The organism is Anaerovirgula multivorans, assembly GCF_900188145.1.
Taxonomy (GTDB): Bacteria; Bacillota; Clostridia; order Peptostreptococcales; family Natronincolaceae; genus Anaerovirgula; species Anaerovirgula multivorans.
This window is the reverse complement of the sequence record NZ_FZOJ01000014.1, coordinates 91,432-116,102: the sequence shown is the minus strand read 5'-3', so window position 1 is coordinate 116,102 and position 24,671 is coordinate 91,432. Positions and strand designations below refer to the sequence as shown.

Here is a 24,671-nt window from a genome sequence, read left to right as displayed (position 1 = left end):
TATCGAGGTCTAGAGTTATTATAAACTCTAAATTCGATAGGCTTGATTATTTTTTGAGGATTTCAACTGAAATTTTCAATTTCCCGATATCCCCTTTTTCTATTTTTTCACACAATATGAATGAAGCTGTACATGCTATTGATGCGAAGATCACGGGGAAGATCACGGATGCGAAGATCACGGGGACGGTTCTTGCGGTTGTTCTAAATTCAAAAAAGTAATATGATATAAGTAATATGATATATAGGGGTGCTAAAATATGCCAAGAACAGGAAGAAAGAAAAGTGCAAGTGGAATATATCATATTTTATTACGAGGAATTAATAGACAAACAATATTTGAGGAAGAGGAAGATGCAATAAAATATCTAGAAACTCTAAAAAATTATCAAGATAAAAGTGGCTACAAATTATATGCCTATTGCTTAATGGGAAATCACATTCATTTGCTATTGAAGGAGGAAAAAGAGGAGTTAGGAATAATCATGAGGCGAATAGGTGCTAGCTATGTTTATTGGTACAATGATAAATATAACCGATGTGGGCATCTGTTTCAGGACAGATATAAAAGTGAAACAGTTGAAGATGATAGATATTTATTAGCAGTATTGAGATACATACATCAGAATCCATTAAAGGCAGAATTAGTAAAAAATATTGTGGATTACAAATGGAGCAGTTACTGTGAATATATTAAGAATGATGAGATAATTGATACGGATTTCATATTGGAATTATTTGGAGAAGAGAGAAAAAAAGCAATAGAAAGTTTTAAGCTTTTTCATGAAGAAAGCAAAAATGAAAGGTGTATAGATATTAATGAAAAGAAAAAAATTTCAGATAGTGAAGCTATAGAAATGATAAAAAGAGTATGTATCGTATCTCACTGTATGGATGTTCAAAGAATAGAAAAAGAGCAAAAGAACAAATGTTTAAGTTTGCTTAAAGAAAATGGACTATCAACGAGGCAAATTGCCAGATTAACGGGTGTAGGTAGGAGTATAGTATTAAAAGCTTAATAATGTGTATGGTTTATAGTGAACAACAACCAGAAGAACCGTCCCTATGGTTCTTTGTGGTTCTATAATCTCTCTTTATCGGGCAAGAAAAGAGAGGTGACCAAATCAGATATAGTATATTTTATTATTAGGAGTTGAAGGAATGGAATGGATTGAACGATTAAACAGTGCTGTAAATTACATTGAAGAGCATATGAGTGAAAATATCGATTATGAAGAAGTTGCAAAGATTGCATGTTGTTCGACATATCATTTTCAAAGGATGTTTTCATATATGGCAGATATACCGCTGTCCGAATATATACGCCGCAGACGAATGTCATTAGCAGCAGTAGATTTACAGAGTGGTGATAAAAAAGTAATTGATATTGCAGTTAAGTACGGATATAATTCACCGACCGCTTTTAACAGGGCTTTCAAAAACGTTCATGGAATAGCACCGTCTCAGGCAAAAGAAAATGGCATTGTTCTAAAGGCATTTCCGTCTATCAGCTTCAAGATAACCATAAAAGGAGATGTTGAAATGAATTACAGAATTGAAAAGAAAGAAGCTTTTCGAATTATTGGTATTTCCGAACCATTGCAGCCCGAGATTGAGAAGAACTTTGAAATTGTACCAAAGATGTGGGAAAATGCAGCAATGAGCGGATTAATACCTAAACTTGTCGCCATGATGGAAGGCATGCCGATGGGCTTGCTAGGAGTATGTTCATGCAATGAAGCAAATAATTGGAGATACTATATTGCAGTCACCAGTAATAAGTCAATTGATGATACCCTTGAAGAATATATGATACCGGCATCAACATGGGCTGTGTTTTCAGGCCAAGGAACCAATCAGTCCATACAGGAATTAGAAAAAAGAATTATAACAGATTGGCTACCGACTTCAGGATATGAATATGCAAATGCTCCTGATATTGAGGTATATTTGTCTGCTGATCCTCAAAATGCTAAGTATGAGGTATGGATTCCGGTTGAAAAGAAGGTGAAATACTAATGGTACATCTTGTATATTGTGATGATAAAGAAAAGGTATTAGAAAAAATATTAAATGGTTCCAAGACAATGATAATTAGAGCTGCTTCAGGAAGAAAGATCCCTCATAGCAGGGTATTCGATAATGAGACATTATACTTTATGAAAAAAGGTACAGGAAAAATTTCAGCAACAGCTACAGTAAAATCAGTTCGGAATGTTATTAAATTGTCTGAAGAGGAGATAGTACAAACACTTGCTGACAACCAGAAAAAACTGAATTTGTCTAAAAATCAACAGGAACGGTGGCATAAGAAATGTATGTGCCTGGTTGAATTTGAGGATGTAGAAGAAATTGAACCACTTGATTTTGATCATCAGGCTAACATGGATGATTGGCTTATCATTGAGAAAATTGAGGATGTAGTTGTTGGCACAAGTATTCCGTACAATTACGACAAGTCAAAGTTTTAAATCGAAGTTTTAGCATGCTCTAGCAGACGACCATAGGAACCGTCCCCATGGTTGTGTAGGAACCGTCCCCATGGTTGCATGTAGGAACCGTCCCCATGGTTGCATGGTTGTTTGTGGTTGTTATAGTATATACGCCCTACTTTTTTGAAAAAATAGGTAATTGTAATCATTGAAGTTGTTTGATAAATATAGTAATATATGTAATATTTATGAATTTCTTAATAAAAGATGGTTCGTAAAACTAAAAATCAGGAAGGAAAGGATGGGAACTATGGCAACATATGCAGTAACGTCAAAACATTATCGGATTATAGGGATTGTATTATTAATTATTGGATTCCGGATGTCAGTGGCCAATATTACGGGATTAATAGAACAAGTAAGCAATTTCCCAAAAGAAATGACTGTGGCCGGAGATTTTTTATTTCAGGCACAATCAGCAGGCAAATATACAATCAAAACACGAGCTGGTTCGTCAACCAGTAAAAAAACAAAATACAGCATTCATTATGAATCTGTGAATGGGCAATATGAATTAAATGAGGCATTGCCGGAAGGAACTGCAATCATTCAATCCCAATTGGCAGGCAAGCAAACAAAGAGAACGGTATTTACTTTTGGCAACGAGTATTATGTAGGAAGAACAGAAGAGATGACACCCGAGCAAGGCCTCAAAGAACTGAAAAAAAGTGTAATCGATGATAAAATTCCACTTGTTATAATCGGGATAGCTTTATTCGCTGCAGGCATTTGGTTCCAGTTTGTGGCGAATTCCAGGAAAAAAACAGGTCCTATTGAAAAAGTTAATGTATAATTTTATCTGTAAGTTGAGGAAGGTGAACTGTATTTGAGAAGCTGCCCGTGACGAGGGCGCAGTATGCCTATGAAGCTGTTCCGGCATTCTGGGAGCAATGTGAAGAAGAACGAACAAAGAAAAGGAGTAAAAGGACTTGAACCCTCGTGGTTGAAGTTTTTTTGTTTTGTTATGCGACTTTTTATATTAATGAAGCATACTACAAAATAAAATGAGACGATAAACCGGTTCTCGGCTCCCGCATAGAAACGTTTCCAAAAATCTTAATTTTCTATATTTTCCTCTGATGCTTGCTCATTTTATTAAAATAGTGTATTATAATCAAAACGTCAAAAAGTTCACGGTAGAAAAACATATTTACATGTGCTGTGAACAATTATTTATTAGGTTTAATATTTAAAAATTGCATAGGAGGGTGATAGCAATGCATACAGAAAAAATTATAGCACTTTCTAAAAAATATTACGGTGATATGGTTGAGTTGAGACACCAATTTCACATGTATCCGGAAATAGGCTTTCAAGAAAAAAGGACCTCTCAGACTATTGTAAAAGTATTAGAGAAACTAGGGATTGAATTTACTGCAAATGTAGCTAAAACTGGTGTAGTAGGATTAATCAAAGGAAAGCATCCAGGAAAAACGGTTTTACTTAGAGCCGATATGGACGCTCTAACTCTACAAGAAGAAGCTAATGTCTCTTATAAATCTCAGGTTCCAGGTCGAATGCATGCTTGTGGACATGATGGACATACTGCTGGACTTCTAGGGGCAGCTATGATTTTGAATGAATTGAAGGATGAATTAAGAGGAACCATCAAACTGGTGTTTCAACCTGCGGAAGAAGATGACGGTGGAGCAAAACCTATGATCGAGGAAGGGGTTTTAGAAAACCCAAAGGTTGATGCTGCCTTTGGCTGTCATTTATGGGGAGGTGCTTTAGAAGGACATATCCATGTGAAGCACGGCGCTGCCATGGCAGCGCCAGATAAATTTGTTTTTAAAGTAATTGGCAAAGGTGGGCATGGTGCTATGCCACATCTAGCTGTTGATTCTATCAGTATTGCTGTTCAAGCCATTAACAATATGCAGACGATCATAAGTCGTCGTATCAATCCCCTTACTCCAGCAGTGATTTCCTTCTGTTCCATCCATGGAGGGGAAAGCCATAATATTTTACCTAATGAAGTAGAGGTAGTAGGAACCATTCGTGTCTTTAATCAGGATTTAAGGCATTGGATTCCTAAAACCATGGAAGAGATATTGGATGGTGTAACAAAACCTCAAGGAGCTAGTTATACATTTGAATATATCGAGCGTTTTCCACCCCTTATTAACGATTATGAAATGACAGATTTAGTCGGTAAAGCTGTTGAAAAAATCGTTGGCGTTGAAAAGGTATCGGAGGCACCTGAACCTAATATGGGAGGAGAGGATTTTGCTTACTTTTGCCAAAAAGTGCCCGCTTCCTTCTTCTTTGTTGGAATATCAAAGGATCCTAAAAATCCTGTATGCCACCATCACCCTGAATTTCAATGGGATGATAAAAACCTGTTGACTGTAGCTCAATCTATGGCACAGGTTGCAATTGACTTTTTATGTAATAATAACTAGTTATTTTATGCAGTTGTTACTGACACGGAGACAATCTGCATCATACATAAATAAAATTAAGGAGTGATTTCATGACTAGTTCTATCAAAGAACAAAGTAAAAAAAGCTGGTTTGAGAAAGTATTAACAGCAATAGAGGTTGCAGGAAATAAGCTTCCTGACCCCGTAACACTATTTGTAATTTTTTGTACCGCAATTATTTTAATCTCTTGGATAGCTTCTTCTTCTGGGGTATCTATTATTCATCCTGCCTCTGGTGAAACTGTTACTGTCGTAAACTTAATGAGTCGAGATGGCATGATCCGAATATTGACTGGATTTGTTTCAAATTTTCAGTCCTTCCCACCTCTTGGGCTAGTATTGGTAGTTATGATTGGAGCTGGTGTTGCTGAGAAATCAGGATTAATGCAAACTGCTATGAAAAATTCCATCAGTAAGGTTCCAGCTAATCTGGTTACAGCTACAATTGTCTTTGTCGGTATAATGGCAAATGCCGCTGGAGATGCAGGATTTATCGTTCTACCTCCTTTAGCAGCTGTTATATTTTTAAGTATCGGTCGTCATCCAGTTGTAGGTATATTTGCTGCTTATGCAGGGGTTGCTGGTGGTTTTGCTGCTAATCTGATGATTAATATGGCGGATATTTTAGCTGCTAGTTTTACTATACCAGCTGCTCAGGTGATTGATCCTAATTATCAAGGTACTCCAGCTATGAACTGGTACTTCATTATGGTTTCTACTCTCTTTTTAGTTGTAGCAGCTGTATTTGTTACAGAGAGAATTATCGCACCTCGTTTTGGAAAGTACGATGGCGTCCTTGAAGAAGATACTGAGACAAAAATAAATTCGCAAGAAAGAAAGGCATTAAAATGGGCTGGAGTATCTATAGTTTTTCTTATCATTGCTCTTATATCCTTAAGTATTGGAGAAAATGCCTTTATGAAGGACCCTGAAACTGGTTCTATCTTGGCTGCTAGTTCACCGCTAATGAGGGGGCTGGTACCTATTGTCACTCTAATATTTCTAGTTCCAGGCTTAGTGTATGGTAAGTTAACTGGAAGTATTAAGAATGATAAGGAAGCTGTTACAATGATGGGAGATTCCATGAGGGATATGGGTCCATATATTATTCTTGCCTTTGTAGCATCTCAATTTCTAGCATACTTTAACTGGAGTAATATCGGTATTATAATGTCCGTAAAAGGAGCAGAATTTTTACAAAATGCTGGTTTTACAGGTATAGGATTAATTATTGGATTTATTATTCTTTCATCCTTTATTAATATATTTGTTGGAAGTGCCTCAGCAAAATGGGCAATCATGGCCCCTATATTTGTTCCAATGTTCTTGTTGTTAGGCTACAATCCAGCTTTAACACAGATGGCTTACAGAATTGGAGATTCATTGACAAATCCTTTGAGCCCGTTATTCCCTTATTTCCCAATTCTATTGGCTTTTGCTCGTAAATACGATAAGAAAGCTGGCATAGGAACAATGATTGCCAATATGTTACCTTACTCTATTGTATTTGCACTTATATGGACCATACTGCTTGTTATTTTTATGCTGTTCAACATTCCACTAGGTCCTGATACTGGTATATATTACACGATGTAAAATATTAAAAGAATAATTTAGAACTTCGAAAGCAGTGGCTTAACTTTTGCCACTGCTTTCCATTTGTCTTGTAGATTTCATTTGTTAGGAATTCAAATACCTTGGGGGGCTTTAGGAGACGATAATTTAATGATAGTTAGAAGATATGAACAATCTATATCACAAATAATGTCAAAAATAAAGAAAATTTCAAAAATAGCTATTGACAAAAACCTTTGCAGATAATAAAATACTAGTTAAATAATTTAATTATTCGTTAAAGGCATTGATGAGGAGGAGTACATATATTCCGAAGTAAAGAGAGGAAATGGTGGTGGAAATTTTCCCTGAAGAATATATGGAAGCTAGCCTTTGAGCCGTGGACCGAAATTGTAAAAGAGTAGACTTCAACGGAGTCCCACCGTTACAGGGGAAGTAGTATCGGAGTAATCCTGTACTATATCAAGCTGTGTACTTTTTTGTACAAAATTGGGTGGTACCGCGGAGATCAACCTTCGTCCTTTTTATAGGATGAAGGTTTTTTTATTTTTGTTAGAGGGAAAATTCATGTAAGGAGGAAAAAATAATGAGGTATAGTGGAGCAGAGATTATTATAAAACTATTGGAAGAACAAGGGGTTGACAAAATTGCTGGGATACCTGGAGGGGCTAATCTTCCTATGTACAGTGTCCTTGCTAAAAGCAACAAAATACAGCATATTCTTGTAAGACATGAGCAGGCTGCCGGGTTTATTGCCCAGGGCATAGCTAGAACTACTGGGAAAGCTGCCGTTTGTTTTGCTACTTCCGGGCCAGGGGTAACAAATTTACTTACAGCTATTGCTGATGCAAAACTGGATTCCGTTCCTGTTGTTGCAATTACAGGCCAAATACCTTCTTCCTTAGTAGGTACCGATGCTTTTCAAGAGGTAGACACCTGTGGATTAGCAATACCTATAACAAAACACCATTTTTTTGTATCTTCAGCAAAGGAGTTAGTTCATATCCTTCCTGAAGCCTTTAGAGTAGCAGAAGAAGGAAGACCTGGACCTGTGATTATTGACATTCCTAAAGATGTTCAATTGGAGGAGATAGAAATTGCAAATTGGTCGTTGGAAGATGTGGCTGCTACCATTGTTGATGTTGAAAAAAATATACCCACAGCAAGCTTGGAAGATGTAGATAAGATTGCCCAAATGATTAATGAATCCAGAAAACCTTTACTATATATTGGAGGAGGAATACTACAGTCAAATTCCCATAAACTACTCTATGATTTTGCTAAGAAAAATACGATTCCAGTGGCTTCTACTTTAATGGGACTAGGATGTTTTCCTTCAAATGACAGCCTTTTTTTGGGCATGTTGGGTATGCATGGAGCACCCTATACCAACCTAGTATTAAACGAAACAGATCTATTGATTGCCTTTGGTGTTCGTTTTGACGACAGAGCCACAGGAAAGATTGCCGAATTTTGTCCTAAAGCCTCCATCATACATGTAGATATTGATCCTGCTGAACTAGATAAAAATAAGTCTACTAATTTTTCAGTGGCGGCAGATATTCGGATGGTATTGGATGAATTAATTCTATTGATTGACAAAAATCCTCGTGAAGAATGGATGGCGGAAATTGAAGCAATAAAAAAAGCCAACCCATTTCCAATAAGTCAAAATAATGATTGCTGGCATCCCCTAAATCTCATTCGAAAAATAGGTGCTTTGGTAGATCCTGATACCATAATAACAACGGATGTTGGGCAGCATCAAATGTGGGTTGCACAGTCCTATCCCTTTCAGCAGCCCCGTACCCTGCTAACATCTGGGGGCTTGGGGACAATGGGCTTCGGATTGCCTGCTGCCATAGGGGCTGCTCTGGCAAATCCCGAGAAAAAGGTTATCTGTATTAGTGGAGACGGTTCTATCCTAATGAATATTCAAGAATTGGCAACCTTGGCCGATCTAAAGTTGAATGTTACTGTGATTATATTGAACAATGGAGTATTGGGCATGGTAAGACAGCTGCAGGAACTATTTTTTCAACAAACCTATATTGCTACTAGATTTATCACCAACCCTGATTTTGCTTCCATGGCAAAATGTTTTGGTATAAAGGGTTATGATCTAAAAAATCAGGGAAATCTAGAAGCTATGTTGGAAAAGATATTGTCGACGTCGGAACCCTGTGTCATAAACATACCTATTGATTTTAGAGAAAACGTTATGCCTACAGTACCACCTGGTGCAGGGAATCATCAGATGATAGGAGGAAAAAAACATGGATAAAGCAAAGGATGTTATTATACAATTAACAGTAAACAATCATGCAGGAGTGATGTCCAACATTACAGGACTTTTTACACGAAGAGCCTTTAATCTTGAAGGAATTTTATGTGGTAGATTAAAAAATACAAAGACGAGTAAAATGTACCTGTTGATTAATAACGATAATCGAATTGACCAGATTGTTAAACAATTAAAAAAGCTCTATGATGTACTAGAAGTATCCATATGTGAAAACTGTGACTATAATATTTTCGACAATGTTCATGAGCTGATGCAAGGAAAACAATAGCTATAGCTACTATATGGTCTATTTAACAGGAGTCTTTTCATGAATACGGATAGACATTGGATTTGTTCAAGAGTCCTGTGATAGTATGGCAAGCAGAAAAAACAAATAAATTGGAAATTCTTTAGCATATCTACCGTAAAATAAGCAATATTAAACCAGCCCAGTGACGATATGTAAATAACTAGGAATTGACCAAAGAATTTTGTGGGAGCTTTTCTCCTATCTATACTTTCTTTAACGTAGGTATTGTAAATGGAGGAACCATGATTAATGCAGTACCAGATTATGCAGAAATTAAAGTAGATATTCGATTTGTTAGTGATGATGTTGTAGAGGATATAAAAGAAGATTTAGTCAAAATAGTAAGCTCAAATACTATTGAAGAGGCAAAGTCTGAGCTGATTATAGACAATATTTTTTCTGCCTTTAGTAATGAATACAATAAAAAATTTTATGAATTTGTTAAATCGATTTCTATTAAAAATGAATTGGGAGAACCTGAGGGATTTTTATTAGGTGGTGCTTCTGATGCTGCATATATATCAAAAGCTGGTGTGCCTTGCCTTTGTGGCATGGGTGTAAAGGGTGTAAAGGGTGAGTGGAATCATACCAATAGAGAATATGCTATAATCGACTCTGCTTTAGAAAGAATAATCCTTATTGTAAGTAGTATATTAGAACTGGAAAATAAAGAATTATAAGTAAAAAAAGCAGGAGACTAAGGGACAGGTGATTTGTCCCACTAATATAGTGGATTTCACATATAAATTGCATGACAACATTAGAGTATCGTGATTTTCTGTTAAGATCAGTTGCATAAATATAGCGCTAATCACAATGGATTGACGCTGCACATTTTAATTATTTCCACTGTCTGTCTGGCAGTTCATAAAAAATGACTGCGGTTTTTTAAATGTAAACATGTTTTCATAAACAGTAGTAAAAAAACTAGATTAATTAATATCTTCAGATAGCGTGAAGCAGTAGTTTCGAAATTCTTTTGGTAAGCGATTAATAACTCGTCACATTGACGGCTATTAATCGCTTTTTTGTAGGGGGTAATTGATATATACTGGTTTTAAAGACCTGTTTTGCTATCAATTCGGCATGAAAGGTATTAGTGAAATAGGAACTTGTTCTTTTGGCTATATTAAATAATTGTGAAAGAATGATGAAAAGTACAATGATATGACTTTGGGGAATTAACAAATATAGGAATAATGTCACAGCCTAGAAAAGCATTTACTATTTTTGTAAGACATGACATATACACATGTAATTGAGCCATCATTTTAGTAGCATCATTGCAAAAAATATATAGCAGAGGTGCTTTCAGTGAAATGTATTTAACTAAAAAAGATATTGCTATTAATTGTTATTTTAGTAGGCTATGTAGAAATTTTAAGAGAAAAATAACATTTTGTGCGTAGTAATATATGAAAGGCCAGACATAAAAAAAACAAATAGGAGGTGAAGATTTTGCAGTATTCACAAAGTGCACTTGTGGAAGGAATAAAAACTAAAGATGTATTTGTTTACAACTATATGATAAGCAAATATACAAAAACAATTTATTGCCTAGCTTATAATATTTTATCGCCATCACTTAATAAACAAGATATTGAAGAATGTGTGTCGGATGTATTTTTAGACGCATGGATAAAAATTAATGAATTTGATCAAGAAAAGGGGAATTTTAGAACATGGCTTTTAGTTTTAACAAAGTATAAAGCACTTACATATAGACGTAGAAAAACAACAAAAAGAGTTGTTGATATTGAGGAGTTTGAAATAAAAGATAGCTATAATCTGGAGCAACAATTTTTTCTAAGACAAGATCAAGAAAAAGTTATAAAAGTAATCAATTCTTTTAACCCAATAGATAAAGAAATATTTTTTAGAAGATATTTTTTAAATGAAAAAATAGGTGATTTGGCAAAAAACTTTAATTTATCTAGATCTGCTATAGACAATAGACTTTTGAGAGGTAGAAAAATTATAAAGGAGGCATTAAATTATGAATGAGGATAAATTGATTCAATTGTTAAATAGTTTGGATGATGACTTGGTGGAAGAGGAAATTGATAAACTACTAGAAGGAGTGGAGATAGATATGGATTCTATAAATAAAAAAGCTCACAAAAAACTAAATAATAATAATAAAAAGGTTAAGGGCAAAAAAAGATTTTTATATGTAGCAGCCTGCCTATGTTTTTTTAGTATAACTACTATATATGCTAATGACATTTCGCAAGTAGTAAAGGCATTCTTTAATAAAACACCAATATACTCAACGATTGTTGATGGAGAAGCCTATTATTTAAAAGAAAGGTATTCTTTAGATGATAATATTATCCTAGAAAATGTAATGGTGTCAGAAGGAAACCTAGAAATGGAAATAACTACAGATTTAAGTTTGGATGAATTAGGGGGCATAAGCATAAATGTTATACCAAAAAATAATCCTAATATAGTCTATTTTCCTGGAGGTTACTCTCAGGAGGGCAATGAATACTTCTTTGACTTTATGAATCAAACAGAAGAAAATTATAATATTACGCCTTTTAAAGATTTTACATTAAGCATTGCAGGAAATTCCTATGAAGTTTCATTAGAAAAAGCCAAAAGTTTAGATATTAATAGCAAAATCTACGCTTCTAATGTAGCTGCAAAGGGCTTGGAAGGTGTAAATATTGGTGCTAAAATCATTGAAGGCAATGATAAGGTAAATGTCCAATTGATTACATCCTTTGAAGACAAAAATTTAAAATTAACTAATTTTGGTAAACCAAAAGAAACAAACATTTCATTAACAGTGGAAAATCGTGGTGAAGATGGCTTGATAGGCTCAAGGAGTTCATCAGTAACAGAGGATCTTTACGTATTTGATGAAACGGGTAATGAATATAAGCTTGAAATTCCGCAAAACTCAAAAGGGTATCCAGTAACGATATTTGAAACAAACGCACCAAACAATAAAGACCTGACACTAAAATTACCTGCAATCACTGCCTCCTATCATGAAACAATTGACTCATTTTCATTGGATATTCCGAATGAAGGGGAAGTGAATTTAAATAAAGAAATTAATTTCAGGATTCAAAAGGCTATTGTTAAAAATATTAATAGAATATCACCAACATCTGCTGAGATAGAATTTCAGTTAAATACAGGTGTGAATGAAAATATTAATATAAGCTCATTTCATTTTCATAGCCCTGACATGAAAAAAATGTCTACTGAATTTAATGGGGACAAAGCCATAATGACTTTAGAATTTGATGAAAGTCTTGTTACTACTAATCTTGAAATAAGCTATCCTGATTTTGTGATGAATGGAAACTGGATCATTGATATGAAGTAAGGAGAATAAAAAATATAGTAGAAGAGACCATGCATTTCAGCAAAGATATAAAGCTATATTATGGAGTAAAGATAATGATTCACTGCAACGAATTAGGTGCATACACCAATCCTTGTAGGGGCTATAACTAGTTTTTAACATCTCCTGTGGGGAACTAACAATTTATAAAATAACGAAAAATATTAAACCATCTGTGTTTTATTATACAGATGGTTTAATTTATGGATTCCTTTTATGAGTTGCTATTTTATCGAGGGTATATTCTATTAAGCCTGTGCCTCCCCATTTCCCATGACCTGGAATAACTTACATGAAAACGGATAAATACTATATTTTTTGTTCCTTAAGTCTTTTAAGGATTAAATGAGATTTTTAGATTAATTTATTTTGATAAAAAAATCTCATTTTGTGAATTAATACGAGATGAACACTCATTCATTACATAATCTATAAAGGTTTTTGCTGCTGGTTGTTCTAAAGCTTTATTTCGGTAAAGCATAAAGGTTTTTCGCAACATAGGCTGTCCATCAGGCCAAGTCAAAGGATAAAAGAAAATAGAACGCCGGTTTTTAACATGCATTTTAGGTACAATCGTCCACCCAAAACCATGAGATACCATTTGAATACTGGCTTCTATTGAGTTTACTAGTATAATATTAGAAGGTGGTGGAGAGGAAAATTGTCTTTGCCACCAATAGAAAAATTCTTTATCTAACTTTGTAATTATTGTTGTGTCATCTTGAATCCAAGGTATAGAGGGTAGTTGATTAAATTCGATAGGAAATGCAGATATAATACCATAGGGCTCCTCCAAGATAACATGCTTTTTTTCCTTCCAATCCATATCTCCTCTGCGAATGATTACGTCAACGAGGTTTTCTTGCAGCATATTAGGAAGCTGTAAAGTACTTGACCCTGTTTTCAAAATAATTTTCACATCTGGGAAGCGATGTTGATATGTCTTGAGAATTGGTGCAAGTTTGAATTGAGCAAATACGGTACTAATCCCTAATCGCAGGGTTCCACATATGGGGTCATTTATATTTTGAAGGGTATTTTTTAATAGCTCTAGCTTTTCTAGCATTTCATGGGCATATTTCAATATCTGCTCACCTTGTGTAGTGAAGGAAACTCCATTAGAATGACGGTTCAGTATTTTTACACTAAATTCCTTTTCTAATTTGTTTAAACGATAAGTAAGAGAAGGTTGGGAAATATAAATACGTTCTGCTGTTTTGGTAAGACTTCGTTCTTCATCAATAGTTTTAAGGATAGTACAGTCCATTGAGTCCACATAATCACCCTCTTATGTAATAAAAAATACAATATTTTAATTATTTTAATAATTATACTACAGAGGGAGGAACTGAACAAGCTTTCCAATCATATTAAGACAATATTAATAATAGCTACAGAAGATAAGGCAAAAAATGCAAGGAAAAGTAAGCCATAAAAAAAATCTATGGCTAGGTGATAAAATATTGCTATTTCTGTTGGTGCTTTTTTTATATTAAAATACTTATAATGGCTTATCTAAAGATTACTTTGTTTGAAAATTAAAAAAATTATAATTAAAAGGGAGGATAAAATGATGTCAACAGTTAACGTGAGAAGTGAAAAAAACCTGAAAGCACCAGAAAATCAAGAAAACAGAAAACTCTTCAAGGTACCACATTCATTTGTTATTATTCTTTTTATCATAATATTTGCCACAGCACTTACCTGGATAGTGCCGACTGGAGAATTTGAGAGGTTTGAAAATGATTTAGGAATAACGGTAGTAAATCCAGAAACCTTTAAATATATTGATTCTTCACAAGTTAATCCACTTGGTATACCGTTGTATATCATAGAAGGCTTCATCAAATCTGCTGACTTGTTTTTTCTAATTATACTTTCTGGCGGTGCCTTTAATGTTATTACTAGTAGTGGAGCCTTACAGGCTGCAGTAGGTAAAGTAGCAAAGAAATATTCAACCAAAGAGTCAATATTTATTCCAATACTAACACTTCTATTTGGCTTGATCTGCACTACGCAAGGGGTTAATTTATTTATTGGCTTTGCTCCAGTAACTGTTATGATAGCTAGGGCCATGGGATTTGATTCAATCGTGGGGGTAGCCATTATATTATTGGGAGGCGCAGTGGGGTTTTCCACCGGCACCCTTAATCCCAGTACTACGATAGTTGCACAAAAACTGGCGGATTTGCCCCTTTACTCAGGAATAGAATTTCGTATTTTTAGTTTTATTGTGTATATGATCATTACGAATATATTCTTGATACGTTATGCTAAGTCGGTTAGAAAAAATCCACAATTAAGTCCTATGTATGACTTAGATATTATGGATCAATCCATAGTAGATAGAGACTTAGACTCGTTTGGAGATATGAATTCAAGAAATTGGCTGGTCATGCTTTCTTTGATTGGTACTTTAGCAGTAATCGTTTATGGTGGGGTCAAATTGAATTGGGGCCTGATTGAAAGTTCGGCAGCATTTTTATGGCTAGGGATTATTGCGGGAATAGCTGCCGGATATGGACCCAGTAAAATTGCTTCATGTTTTGTGGAGGGTGCAAAAAAAATGGTTGCAGCAGCTATGATTATTGGATTAGCAAGAGCTGTACCAGGAGTGCTGACAGCAGGTAAAATCATAGATACGATTGTCTACGGGTTAGGCAGTGTGTTGAGTACGATTCCTAAATTTGCACAGGGCATGGCGATGTACATTGCTAATAATTTTATAAATCTATTTGTTACATCAGGAAGCGGACAGGCTGCAGCAACGATGCCTATTATTATCCCCTTATCAGATATAGTGGGTATTTCAAGACAAACCTCTATATTGGCCTTTAATTTTGGAGATGGTTTTAGTAACTATATTATGCCAACCTCCACAGCTCTCATGGGGATTTTAGGGGTTACCAATATTCCTTATGATAGGTGGATGAAATTCATGTGGAAGATGTTTTTAGTATGGGTATTAACTGGATGTATCTTAGTTTTCATAGCACAAATGATAAATTTAGGACCAATGTAAAGAATTGGAGGTTTTTTATGAAGGATAAATTATTTTTAACTATTGATCATATGAAATCTGAATTGATAAGTATGTCAGATTACATTTTTGATAATCCAGAGTTAGCATTTAAAGAAGTTAAGGCATCAAAAATATTAACTGAGTATTTAGAAAAAAATGGATTTGTCGTAGAAAAAGGATTGGGTTCTTTAAGTACAGCATTTAGAGGTGTTTATGAAAATGGCCAAGAGGGACCTACAGTAGGACTTTTATGTGAATACGATGCACTTGAAGGCTTAGGACATGGTTGTGCTCACCATATGCAGGGACCAAGTATTGTAGGGGCAGCGGTTGCCATTAAAGAAATTATCAAAGAACAACCTTATAAATTAGTGGTCTATGGTACACCAGGTGAAGAAGGGGGCGGCGGCAAAATCATCATGTTAAGAGAAGGATATCTGAGGGATATTGATGTGGCACTTATGATGCATGGTGGTCCTGCTACCCAAACAGATATTAAATCATTAGCGGCATCAAGTATAAAGATTACATTTCATGGGAAAAGTGCACATGCTGCTCTAAAACCTGAAGCTGGAAGAAGTGCTCTTGATGCACTATTACTTACATTTCAAGGAGTAGAGTTCTTGAGAGAACATGTTCTTGAAGATACGAGAATGCATTACACTGTGATGGAAGCGGGTGGACCCTGTAATGTAGTTCCGGCAAAAGCGGTAGGCTCTTTTATTCTACGCTCCTACAATTCTGTCTATCTAAAGGAAGTCGTTAGGCGATTTGAAAAAATTGTGGAGGGTGCCTCTTTAATGACAGAGACAACCTATGAAATCGAAACTGAGAAAACACTTGAAAGTAAGGTGCCAATATATAAATTGAACGATCTGCTCATGAAGAATGCTGAACTAGTGAATGCTCCTGTCAGAAGATCAGCAAGAGAAAAAACAGGCTCAACCGACTTTGGCAATGTTACTTATGTTTTACCTGGTTCCTGTATCAGAATAGCTTTTGTCGATGAAAATGCATCCTCACATTCAATTGATTTTATTAACGATGGCAAATCGGAAAGAGGACATAATGCTGTTATAACTGGAACAAAAATATTGGCTGGAACAGTGACTGATCTTATTAACAATCCCCAAATTGTTAAAGAAATTCAGAATGAATTTGAATACACAAAAGAAAAAATGAATATTTTTTAAAATTTCACAATACCGCTTTAAAAGGCAGTATGCATAAATTTATTTTAAGGGACTGTACAAATTTTGTATAGTCTTTTTTTGCTGTTTTGTAAAATATCAAGAGTTACCGGCAACAGTGACTTTTGAAATGAATAATTTTTTAAATAAATGTAAAAAACAATAATTGCAATATACAATTAAATATGATAGGATAATTTTAGGAGGGATCAACATGAATGAAGAGACAAAAGAAGAAAAACTACGGGAATTTATTAGAGTTTTATTAAGGAATATGAATATGCTAGAAAAAAATGAGTCTAGCTGTTGTCAAGTTACACTATCACAGTGTCATGCCATTGTTGAGATTGGTAGGGTAGAAGAAATATCCTTAAATCAATTGGCGACAATACTTAATTTAGACAATAGCACAATGAGTAGAACAATTAATAGTTTAGTAAAAGATGGGTTGGTAGAAAGAGAAACAGATGCTGATGATCGTCGATATGTAAGGATTAAGCTAACCAATGAAGGGATAGCTGTATTTAAGAACATTGAAGAGAGCATGAACGCATATTTTCAGCAAATACTTAAATCTATCGCAGAAGAAAAACATACGCAAGTAATGGAAAGTATTGATTTATTATTAGAGGCAGTGAAAAAAAATAAATGTTGTTAAAAAAGAGGAGGAAAGAAAGATGGAGTTTAATGTAAAGGAAAAAGTGAAGGACTACTATGGTAGTATTGCAAAAGAAGTGATGGAGAAAAAGGGAGGAAGCTGTGGCTGTAATTCGTCCTGCTGTGGTGATGTAAGCAATACCTCCATGATTTATGATTTAGAGTACTTGGCTGATTTGCCGGAGGCGGCTTTAACAGCTTCATTAGGATGTGCTAATCCATTGGTTTTGGCAGAGTTAAAAGAGGGAGAAACGGTATTGGATTTAGGAAGCGGTGGAGGTATTGATGTATTAATGGCCTCTAAATATGTTGGTGAGAAAGGCAAGGTATATGGCTTAGATATGACAGATGAAATGTTACGTTTGGCCAATTCTAATAAAGAAAAAATGGGAGTGGAAAATGTAGAATTTTTCAAGGGTTATATTGAGGAAATACCATTGCCAGATGATAGTATTGATATTATAATCTCTAACTGTGTCATTAATTTGGTAGAAGACAAAGAGAAGGCATTAAAGGAAGTAGCTCGGGTATTAAGACCAGGGGGTAGAATTGCCATTGCAGATATTGTTCAACTGAAGGATGTTTCTGCTGAAATTAAAACTATGGCAGAATCCTGGGTAGGTTGTATAGCTGGTACACTTAAAGTAGATGAATATGAAAAAGTGTTAAAAAAGGTAGGTTTTAAAGATATAAAAATAGAACCTATTCATGTATATACTAAAGCATTAATAGAGGATATTATCGCTAGTAAACACTTTAAGCAAGATATCGATATAAATTGGGACAGCTTAGATAGTGCCTTTGCAGGGGCTAATATTAAGGCAATAAAGTAAAGGAAGGGAAAATATGTGCTACTTTACGAGAATAGCTAATATAGATGATATACCCTATATAACACAAATTTACAACGAGGGAATAGAAGATAAAATTGCTACTTTAGAAACTGATTCTAAAACAGAGAAAGATATGGAAGCATGGTTAACCAATCGAAGTGAAAGTCATAAGGTTATTGTTATAACAGATCAAAGAGGAAAAATATATGGGTGGGCTTCATTAAATACTTTTAATAATAGATGTTGCTATAGTGGTGTTGCAGATTTTTCTATTTACATTAAACGAGACATGCGTGGTAAAGGACTGGGAAAATTACTGCTGGATGCATTGGAGAAAACGGCAAAAAAAGAAGGTTTTCATAAGCTGGTTTTAAGTGCATTTGATTCTAATGAAGCAGGAAAAAGACTTTATAAGAGTAGAAATTTTAGAGAAGTAGGCACCTATATAAAACAAGGATTGTTGGATGGTCAATGGGTAGATATAACGGTCATGGAGAAATTATTAGATTAAATCAATAGTTGCAAGTAAATGTTCATGATAAAAGGATATCGCTTAATCTACACATACAATTTGGAAAAGGATAGTAAAAAATTAGTGCAGCCTATCATTCAGTTTTCCTATATTAATGGGGCTGAAAGACTGGAGGTTGCTTTTACAGACTATCGTAATTTATTGACCTATAAAACAATTGAAATAACGGATGATGTAGAGGGTTGGCAGAACTATGAAGAAATAATTGATGACATTATGAATAATGGTTAAGTGATTTAGGCAACTTGTTGATTTTTTTAAAATCAGAGGGAATTAATCAATAAATCGGTAAGTTACGGTGACAACTTGAATGCTTTCTCTGGCTTCATTTTATTTAGTACAGGTATAAATAGGTTACAAGTGTGCTGATTACCTTTAATAGTTAAACTAAAAGAAGAAGAGGAAAGTTTTGAAAAGAAAAATTAACAGCCTTTGGTAAAGCTAAAGGTTAAAAGGACGATCGACAGAAGGGTTCTATGATAAATGTTGGAGTGTAAATCTGAACATTTACTATATAGAACCTTATTTTTAACAATATAATTAAACTAACTTAAATTGATAAGCACTTCTTTAATTAGGAATGACTCCAATAAGTGCTCTATATCGATATTTATTATCAATTATTTACTTGTTTTTTTCAAGCATAATGTTGGGAGAAAAGTAGTATCATTTAAATTATATAGTTTGATAGATTATTAAAATGGTTATAGAATTTCATGGAACTATTCACAAATAATTCAAAATATTAAAACTTTATGATAAAATATATTCATAAATCAATTTATAATAAAAAGTATATGCTTATTAAATAAATATTTTATATTGAAAAGTTAACCGTAAACACAGTAGATGCAATGAAAATAAATTTTTCTTAGGGGAGTTTATTATGGGGAGAAAAGGAATTGTATATACTTTTACTATGCTATTATTACTAACTTTTCTATTTACCAATAGATGGATGGAAATAACTTATTCAAAAAATATTTTTGAATATTTTAGAAAATCCCAAGCATTAACAGCCGAGGAAAAACAATGGTTAAAAGAAAAGGGGAGCCTTATATTTACAGCTGATTACTCTACTCCGCCTCTCTACTATATAGACAAAGAAGATCAACAGTATAAGGGTCTTGTCATTGATTATATAAATGCCTTATCAAAAGAGTTACAAACAGAGATTACCCTCATCCCCAAAAGTCATCAGGAATCCTTAAGTCTTTTGTCACGGGGTATGGCAGCAGATATTTCTATTATATATCCTACCATAGCTAGAGGTAGTGATTACTTCTTCTCTTATCCTATCTATCATTTACAAGGTGTCATTGTAGTATCCAAGGATGAAAATATTATTGGACATTATAAAGATTTAGAAAATAGAAGAATAGCTTTATCGTCCTATGATTATGCTTTAGAATTTTTACAAAAGAAATTATCATCTGTTGACTATATTTTTACTGCTGATACAGAAGGGGCTTTAAAGCTGTTAGAGACAGGGGAAGTAGATGCTGTTGTTGGGGATGATCCAGTCATAAGTTATTATATAAAAAATTTAAATATAGGAGAAAAAGTCAAAACTTTGAATAATCCCATATATGAAAAAGAATGGGCACTAGCTGTACCTAAGTCTAATGAAATTCTTATTCCTATCCTTAATAAAGCTATCCATAATTTGGAGATTGAGAAAATTACCTCATCATTACATAGAACCTGGTTTGGAATTGCAACTCCTGTTTTTAAAGAAAATATCTCGGATCGTATTTCACTAATTATCTTAGTATTTACTATGGCCATATCTTTAGTTTTCTATTTCTTTTATGTTACTAACAAATTACTAAGAGTAGAAATAGAAAAGAAAATGGATGAACTTTATATGAGCAAAAATGATTTGCAAACCACCTTCGATGGATTAATGGATTTTATGATTGTAACAAATCAAAAAGGCAATATATTGAATGTGAATAAATCTTTATGCAGATTATTAGATATACATAAAAGTGAAATAGTAGGAAAACACTTCGAGGATATATCCGACCTTGTTCTACTAAGCAGTAATCAATCACTTATTAATACTACCTTTGATGAAGGAAAAAGCCTTAGAAAGGAATTTCAACAGAATGGAAATATTTATGAAATCAGCACATTTCCTTTAGAAGATCAGAAGAAGCGAATCCCTAAGATTCTTATTATCATTAAAGATATAACAAAGGCTCGCTTAAGCGAACAACAACTCCTGCAGGAAAATAAAATGGCTACTATTGGTCAGTTAGCAGCAGCAGTGACTCATGAAATTAGAAATCCTCTAGGTTTAATTAGAAATTATTGTTATCTCCTTAAAAATAGTAAACCTTTGGAAGAGCATAAAATAAAAAAAGCAGTTACAGTTATTGAATCCTCCATTGAAAAATCAAATCACATTATTAATAGCTTATTAGACTTCTCTAGAATGGCCAACAACAAATGGGAAAAGGTGGATTTGAAAGATTTTATTCACAGTATCATTGCTTTACAGCAGAATAAAATAAAGCAACAACAAATTGAAGTGACTATTGAATGTAAGGAAAACAATGTGTATTTTGTGAATGTCAGTTCTCTAGAAATCATTTTAATGAATCTTATTGCCAATGCTATAGATGCTATGATGGATGGAGGAAGGCTTATTCTTCAGTGTGGTCAACAGAATAATGTATTAACTATTAAATGCATAGATACTGGTATAGGTATAGAAAAGGAGCATCTTAAAAAGCTTTTCAGTCCATTTTTCACAACAAAACCCCGTGGGAAAGGAACGGGTTTAGGATTATATATTACTTACAATGAAGTTCAAAAACTTGAAGGGAAAATTTATGTGCATAGTGAAATTAAAAAGGGAACCACCTTTGATATATTACTGCCATTAAAAGAGGTGATATAGGATGACTGATGTAACGAATGGATTTAAAATATTGATTGTAGACGATGAAGAGGAGTATAGAGAGGTTTTACATATGATTTTATCAGAAGAAGGATATATTACAGAAGTCTGCAATAATGGAGAGGATGCATTAAAAAAATTAGAAACTTCTACCTTTGATTTGGTATTGACAGACCTAATGCTGGGCGGCATGAATGGAATCCAGCTGTTAAAGGCTATTAAAAGCAAATATAAGAGCTTGGATGTTATTATTATCACAGGATATGGTTCTATTGAAAATGCTGTGAAAGCCATAAAGGAAGGAGCATTTACCTACATTATAAAGGGTCATGACCCCGAAGAATTTCTTATAGAAATAAAAAAAATAAAAAAAATTAAGGAGCTGGAAAATGAAAATCAAATCCTTAAGAGTCAAATAAAGAACTTGAATTTCATGTTGGAAACCAATAATTCAACCTACAAAAATATCATTCATATTGCAAAAAAAGCAGCACTAAGTAATTCCAATATTTTAATATTAGGAGAATCTGGAGTAGGGAAGGAAGTGTTGGCTAGGTATATTCATAACCATAGCAATAGAAGAAAAGACCTTTTTATGGCAGTAAACTGTCATTCATTTTCTCATAGCATCTTGGAATCAGAACTGTTTGGACATGAAAAGGGAGCTTTTACAGGTGCTACTCAACGAAGAAGAGGCAGATTTGAAGCTGCCAATGGAAGCACTTTATTTCTAGATGAAGTGGGGGATATGCCGTTAAGCACGCAAGTAAAGCTTTTACGAGTTATTGAAACGAAAACAATAGAGAGAATGGGGAGTAATCAAACGATAGATGTAGATTTTCGATTAATTTCTGCAACGAATCAAAATTTGAATAAATCCATCCCAGAAGGTAGTTTTAGAGATGACTTATTTTATAGAATCAGTACGATTACAATAGAAATTCCTCCCCTAAGAGAACGAAAAGAGGATCTAAAGCTCTACATAGATTTTTTCTTAAAAAAATCTCAAGGAGAACTTAAAAAAGAAATTCATACGATTGAAACAGATGTAATGAACTTTCTTTTATCTTATAACTATCCTGGGAATGTCCGAGAGCTAAAAAACATTATTGAAAGATTAGTTGTATTATCAGAAAACGGTGTTATTAGAAAGTGCGATTTACCAGAGGTGAAAAAGTTTTTTGCTAACACACTAGACATAGACCCTATTAAACCCCTTAAAGATATAAGAAGAGAGATAGAATCTCAATATATTGAAAAAGTTTTGGAAAGCTGTGGCTATAATATATCAGAAGCTGCTAAGCTACTAGTCATCAGTAGAAGGCAACTGTTTAACAAAATTACTGAATATGGTCTTAAATAAATAACATATGGCAATTTATTTCCTATGTGTATTGGAAATAAATTGCCTAAAATGTAAAGATGTCTTTCAAAAGAGAAGACATCTTTATGAGTTATTACCATTTTTATCACTAAAATTGTTTGAATATTAAGTAAACTGCCAGGGGCGTTAATTATAATTTCGAATTCTAGAAAAATGGCATAGGTCTTGCTTGTTATATAAACATATAGGACAAATTGATGGTTCTATATACTATATTAATCATTTAATAGGGAGGGAGATCGATGGAACAAAGGGATAGTTTGAGTAAAGTTTTAGGGAGGACAGATGTGTTGGCCTTAGCTTTTGGCACAATGATTGGCTGGGGATGGGTTATGCTTGCAGGCTATTGGGTGGCAGAAGCAGGAGTATTAGGAGCGATCGGGGCATTTCTTATTGGTGCTGTGATGTGTATTTTTGTTGGACTAACCTATGCTGAACTGACACCTGCTCTACCATTAGCCGGTGGTGAAATGGTTTTTGCTTATCGTGGTCTAGGATATTTATCGGCATGGGTAACGGCATGGTCTATAGCTCTTGCCTATATTGGTGTTGCAGCTTGGGAAGGCATTGCCATATCTACTGCTATCAATTATATTTTTCCATTACCACAACTTGGCTACTTATGGACGATAGCAGGTTATGATGTTTACTTATCTTGGGCACTTGTGGGGGTTGTTTTCGCTATAGGTCTTCATTGGCTAAACTATGTAGGCACAAAACCATCTGCTATCTTTCAGATTATGGCAACAACTGGGTTAATCTTATCAGGAATTGCATTCCTATTTGGGGGAATTGCTTTTGGAAATACAGAATATCTCGTACCTACTTTTACTAGTGGAGCAGGCATGGTAGCGGTTCTATTAATGGCTCCGGCAATGTTTGTTGGCTTTGATGTTATTCCTCAGTCCGCAGAGGAAATGAAGATTCCTTTAAATCAGATTGCTAAGATTTTAATTATTTCAATTATCATGGCAGCTGCTTGGTATATTATTATGATCGTAGGAATAGGTCTTTCTGCACCATCCGCTGTTCGAGACAATGCTGCTGTTCCTGTAGCGGATGCTATGGCCTATGCCTATGGATCTCCTGTTTTTGGAAAAATATTGATTCTAGGTGCTATGTGTGGCATTCTCTCCAGCTGGAATGGGTTTATTGTTGGTGGAACAAGAGTACTATTTGCAATGGGTAGAGCAAAAATGCTTCCTCAAGTATTTGGAGAGCTTAATCCAAAGTATAAGACTCCTGCTGCTGCTATCGTTTTATCTGGAATAATCTGTATTTTAGCCCCCCTTTTAGGTAGAAATGCCTTAGTTTGGTTTGTTAATTCCAGTGCCTTTGGTACAGTAGTTGCGTATCTGATGGTATCTCTATCCTTCATTGCTATTAGAAAGAAAGAACCAGAGCTAGAAAGACCTTTTAAAGTTAAAAATGGTAAACTTTGTGGATATATAGCTGTTCTCATATCGGCTATTTTCATATGCCTTTATCTTCCGATAGGCCCTGGTTCTTTAGTATGGCCTTATGAGTGGGGAATGATTTTAGGTTGGGCAGTCATTGGTGTCATTCTGGCCATAGGTGCTAAAAACAGTTATCCTAATGTAGGTGCTCCAGAAAGAGAGTATTTAATCTTTGGAGAACAATATGCTAGAAAGCAGTCAACGACTATTAAATAATCATAAAGTTTCTTTTGATTGCTTTT

22 protein-coding genes and 1 other annotated feature are annotated in these 24,671 nt (G+C 34.3%); of the genes, 21 read left to right on the top strand and 1 reads right to left on the bottom strand.

The genetic code is table 11. The features are described from left to right. From CHB72_RS27050 to CHB72_RS14685, 12 genes are all read left to right on the top strand, one after another. Positions 1-221, top strand: a 221-nt coding sequence (locus CHB72_RS27050; protein ID WP_207652573.1) for a hypothetical protein, incomplete at its 5' end; no start/stop codon positions are given. 38 nt (positions 222-259) lie between these two features. Next, the gene (locus tag CHB72_RS14735; RefSeq protein WP_089283647.1) at positions 260-1,018 is read left to right on the top strand and encodes a transposase; all 759 of its coding nucleotides are present in this window, start codon (positions 260-262) and stop codon (positions 1,016-1,018) included. 142 nt (positions 1,019-1,160) lie between these two features. Beyond that, positions 1,161-2,018: an AraC family transcriptional regulator gene (locus tag CHB72_RS14730; RefSeq protein WP_089283646.1), complete on the top strand. Its 858-nt coding sequence runs from the start codon at positions 1,161-1,163 to the stop codon at positions 2,016-2,018. Continuing rightward, positions 2,018-2,470: a hypothetical protein gene (locus CHB72_RS14725; RefSeq protein WP_089283645.1), complete on the top strand. Its 453-nt coding sequence runs from the start codon at positions 2,018-2,020 to the stop codon at positions 2,468-2,470. Before CHB72_RS14730 ends, CHB72_RS14725 begins: the two co-directional genes overlap by 1 nt. Before the next feature lie 271 nt (positions 2,471-2,741). Continuing rightward, complete coding sequence (locus CHB72_RS14720; RefSeq protein ID WP_141131433.1) at positions 2,742-3,284, top strand: hypothetical protein; 543 nt, start codon at positions 2,742-2,744, stop codon at positions 3,282-3,284. Between the two features lie 424 nt (positions 3,285-3,708). Beyond that, positions 3,709-4,896: a M20 metallopeptidase family protein gene (locus CHB72_RS14715; protein ID WP_089283643.1), complete on the top strand. Its 1,188-nt coding sequence runs from the start codon at positions 3,709-3,711 to the stop codon at positions 4,894-4,896. Positions 4,897-4,967: 71 nt separating this feature from the next. Further along, positions 4,968-6,512, top strand: a complete 1,545-nt coding sequence (locus CHB72_RS14710) for an AbgT family transporter (protein WP_089283642.1) — start codon at positions 4,968-4,970, stop codon at positions 6,510-6,512. 256 nt (positions 6,513-6,768) lie between these two features. After that, positions 6,769-7,017 (top strand) — a binding site (T-box leader). Positions 7,018-7,077: 60 nt separating this feature from the next. Beyond that, positions 7,078-8,775, top strand: coding sequence for a biosynthetic-type acetolactate synthase large subunit (gene ilvB, locus CHB72_RS14705; RefSeq protein ID WP_089283641.1), 1,698 nt, complete (start codon positions 7,078-7,080; stop codon positions 8,773-8,775). Continuing rightward, positions 8,768-9,064, top strand: coding sequence for an acetolactate synthase small subunit (ilvN, locus tag CHB72_RS14700; protein WP_089283640.1), 297 nt, complete (start codon positions 8,768-8,770; stop codon positions 9,062-9,064). The genes ilvB and ilvN overlap by 8 nt, the downstream gene beginning before the upstream one ends. A 188-nt stretch (positions 9,065-9,252) precedes the next feature. Continuing rightward, positions 9,253-9,765, top strand: a complete 513-nt coding sequence (locus tag CHB72_RS14695; protein WP_089283639.1) for a peptidase dimerization domain-containing protein — start codon at positions 9,253-9,255, stop codon at positions 9,763-9,765. Between the two features lie 778 nt (positions 9,766-10,543). Next, a complete protein-coding gene (locus CHB72_RS14690; RefSeq protein WP_089283638.1) occupies positions 10,544-11,089 on the top strand; it encodes a sigma-70 family RNA polymerase sigma factor in 546 nt (181 codons plus the stop codon). Next, positions 11,082-12,428, top strand: coding sequence for a hypothetical protein (locus tag CHB72_RS14685; RefSeq protein ID WP_089283637.1), 1,347 nt, complete (start codon positions 11,082-11,084; stop codon positions 12,426-12,428). The genes CHB72_RS14690 and CHB72_RS14685 overlap by 8 nt, the downstream gene beginning before the upstream one ends. Before the next feature lie 382 nt (positions 12,429-12,810). Here CHB72_RS14685 and CHB72_RS14680 read toward each other — a convergent pair whose 3' ends face one another. Further along, the gene (locus CHB72_RS14680) at positions 12,811-13,713 is read right to left on the bottom strand and encodes a LysR family transcriptional regulator (RefSeq protein WP_176431391.1); all 903 of its coding nucleotides are present in this window, start codon (positions 13,711-13,713) and stop codon (positions 12,811-12,813) included. 306 nt (positions 13,714-14,019) lie between these two features. Here CHB72_RS14680 and CHB72_RS14675 point away from each other — a divergent pair, with 306 nt between their 5' ends. From CHB72_RS14675 to CHB72_RS14635, 9 genes are all read left to right on the top strand, one after another. Continuing rightward, a complete protein-coding gene (locus CHB72_RS14675; protein WP_089283635.1) occupies positions 14,020-15,468 on the top strand; it encodes a YfcC family protein in 1,449 nt (482 codons plus the stop codon). A 17-nt stretch (positions 15,469-15,485) separates the two neighbouring features. Further along, positions 15,486-16,661, top strand: a complete 1,176-nt coding sequence (locus CHB72_RS14670; protein ID WP_089283634.1) for a M20 family metallopeptidase — start codon at positions 15,486-15,488, stop codon at positions 16,659-16,661. 211 nt (positions 16,662-16,872) lie between these two features. Next, positions 16,873-17,316 carry a MarR family winged helix-turn-helix transcriptional regulator gene (locus CHB72_RS14665; protein ID WP_089283633.1) on the top strand — a complete coding sequence of 148 codons (444 nt, stop codon included), beginning with the start codon at positions 16,873-16,875 and terminating at the stop codon, positions 17,314-17,316. Between the two features lie 19 nt (positions 17,317-17,335). Continuing rightward, the gene (gene arsM, locus CHB72_RS14660; RefSeq protein ID WP_089283632.1) at positions 17,336-18,148 is read left to right on the top strand and encodes an arsenite methyltransferase; all 813 of its coding nucleotides are present in this window, start codon (positions 17,336-17,338) and stop codon (positions 18,146-18,148) included. Positions 18,149-18,161: 13 nt separating this feature from the next. Beyond that, on the top strand, positions 18,162-18,659 hold the full coding sequence (locus CHB72_RS14655; protein WP_089283631.1) for an arsinothricin resistance N-acetyltransferase ArsN1 family A: 498 nt from the start codon (positions 18,162-18,164) through the stop codon (positions 18,657-18,659). Between the two features lie 18 nt (positions 18,660-18,677). Continuing rightward, on the top strand, positions 18,678-18,911 hold the full coding sequence (locus tag CHB72_RS14650; protein WP_089283630.1) for a hypothetical protein: 234 nt from the start codon (positions 18,678-18,680) through the stop codon (positions 18,909-18,911). Positions 18,912-19,566: 655 nt separating this feature from the next. Further along, complete coding sequence (locus CHB72_RS14645) at positions 19,567-21,588, top strand: ATP-binding protein (protein ID WP_089283629.1); 2,022 nt, start codon at positions 19,567-19,569, stop codon at positions 21,586-21,588. Between the two features lies 1 nt (position 21,589). Then, a complete protein-coding gene (locus CHB72_RS14640; protein WP_089283628.1) occupies positions 21,590-22,951 on the top strand; it encodes a sigma-54-dependent transcriptional regulator in 1,362 nt (453 codons plus the stop codon). A gap of 263 nt (positions 22,952-23,214) precedes the next feature. Next, positions 23,215-24,645 carry an APC family permease gene (locus tag CHB72_RS14635; protein ID WP_089283627.1) on the top strand — a complete coding sequence of 477 codons (1,431 nt, stop codon included), beginning with the start codon at positions 23,215-23,217 and terminating at the stop codon, positions 24,643-24,645. Positions 24,646-24,671 lie beyond the last annotated feature (26 nt).

Excerpts from the sequence above, each read along its gene's own strand:
- CHB72_RS14725 (WP_089283645.1), top strand. The coding sequence starts at position 2,018 with ATGGTACATCTTGTATATTGTGATGATAAAGAAAAGGTATTAGAAAAA.
- CHB72_RS14635 (WP_089283627.1), top strand. The coding sequence starts at position 23,215 with ATGGAACAAAGGGATAGTTTGAGTAAAGTTTTAGGGAGGACAGATGTG.
- CHB72_RS14665 (WP_089283633.1), top strand. The coding sequence starts at position 16,873 with ATGAATGAAGAGACAAAAGAAGAAAAACTACGGGAATTTATTAGAGTT.
- CHB72_RS14675 (WP_089283635.1), top strand. The coding sequence starts at position 14,020 with ATGTCAACAGTTAACGTGAGAAGTGAAAAAAACCTGAAAGCACCAGAA.
- CHB72_RS14640 (WP_089283628.1), top strand. The coding sequence starts at position 21,590 with ATGACTGATGTAACGAATGGATTTAAAATATTGATTGTAGACGATGAA.
- CHB72_RS14645 (WP_089283629.1), top strand. The coding sequence starts at position 19,567 with ATGGGGAGAAAAGGAATTGTATATACTTTTACTATGCTATTATTACTA.
- CHB72_RS14710 (WP_089283642.1), top strand. The coding sequence starts at position 4,968 with ATGACTAGTTCTATCAAAGAACAAAGTAAAAAAAGCTGGTTTGAGAAA.
- CHB72_RS14715 (WP_089283643.1), top strand. The coding sequence starts at position 3,709 with ATGCATACAGAAAAAATTATAGCACTTTCTAAAAAATATTACGGTGAT.
- ilvB (WP_089283641.1), top strand. The coding sequence starts at position 7,078 with ATGAGGTATAGTGGAGCAGAGATTATTATAAAACTATTGGAAGAACAA.
- CHB72_RS14655 (WP_089283631.1), top strand. The coding sequence starts at position 18,162 with ATGTGCTACTTTACGAGAATAGCTAATATAGATGATATACCCTATATA.
- ilvN (WP_089283640.1), top strand. The coding sequence starts at position 8,768 with ATGGATAAAGCAAAGGATGTTATTATACAATTAACAGTAAACAATCAT.
- CHB72_RS14735 (WP_089283647.1), top strand. The coding sequence starts at position 260 with ATGCCAAGAACAGGAAGAAAGAAAAGTGCAAGTGGAATATATCATATT.
- CHB72_RS14680 (WP_176431391.1), bottom strand. The coding sequence starts at position 13,713 with ATGGACTGTACTATCCTTAAAACTATTGATGAAGAACGAAGTCTTACC.
- arsM (WP_089283632.1), top strand. The coding sequence starts at position 17,336 with ATGGAGTTTAATGTAAAGGAAAAAGTGAAGGACTACTATGGTAGTATT.
- CHB72_RS14670 (WP_089283634.1), top strand. The coding sequence starts at position 15,486 with ATGAAGGATAAATTATTTTTAACTATTGATCATATGAAATCTGAATTG.
- CHB72_RS14685 (WP_089283637.1), top strand. The coding sequence starts at position 11,082 with ATGAATGAGGATAAATTGATTCAATTGTTAAATAGTTTGGATGATGAC.
- CHB72_RS14720 (WP_141131433.1), top strand. The coding sequence starts at position 2,742 with ATGGCAACATATGCAGTAACGTCAAAACATTATCGGATTATAGGGATT.
- CHB72_RS14650 (WP_089283630.1), top strand. The coding sequence starts at position 18,678 with ATGTTCATGATAAAAGGATATCGCTTAATCTACACATACAATTTGGAA.
- CHB72_RS14730 (WP_089283646.1), top strand. The coding sequence starts at position 1,161 with ATGGAATGGATTGAACGATTAAACAGTGCTGTAAATTACATTGAAGAG.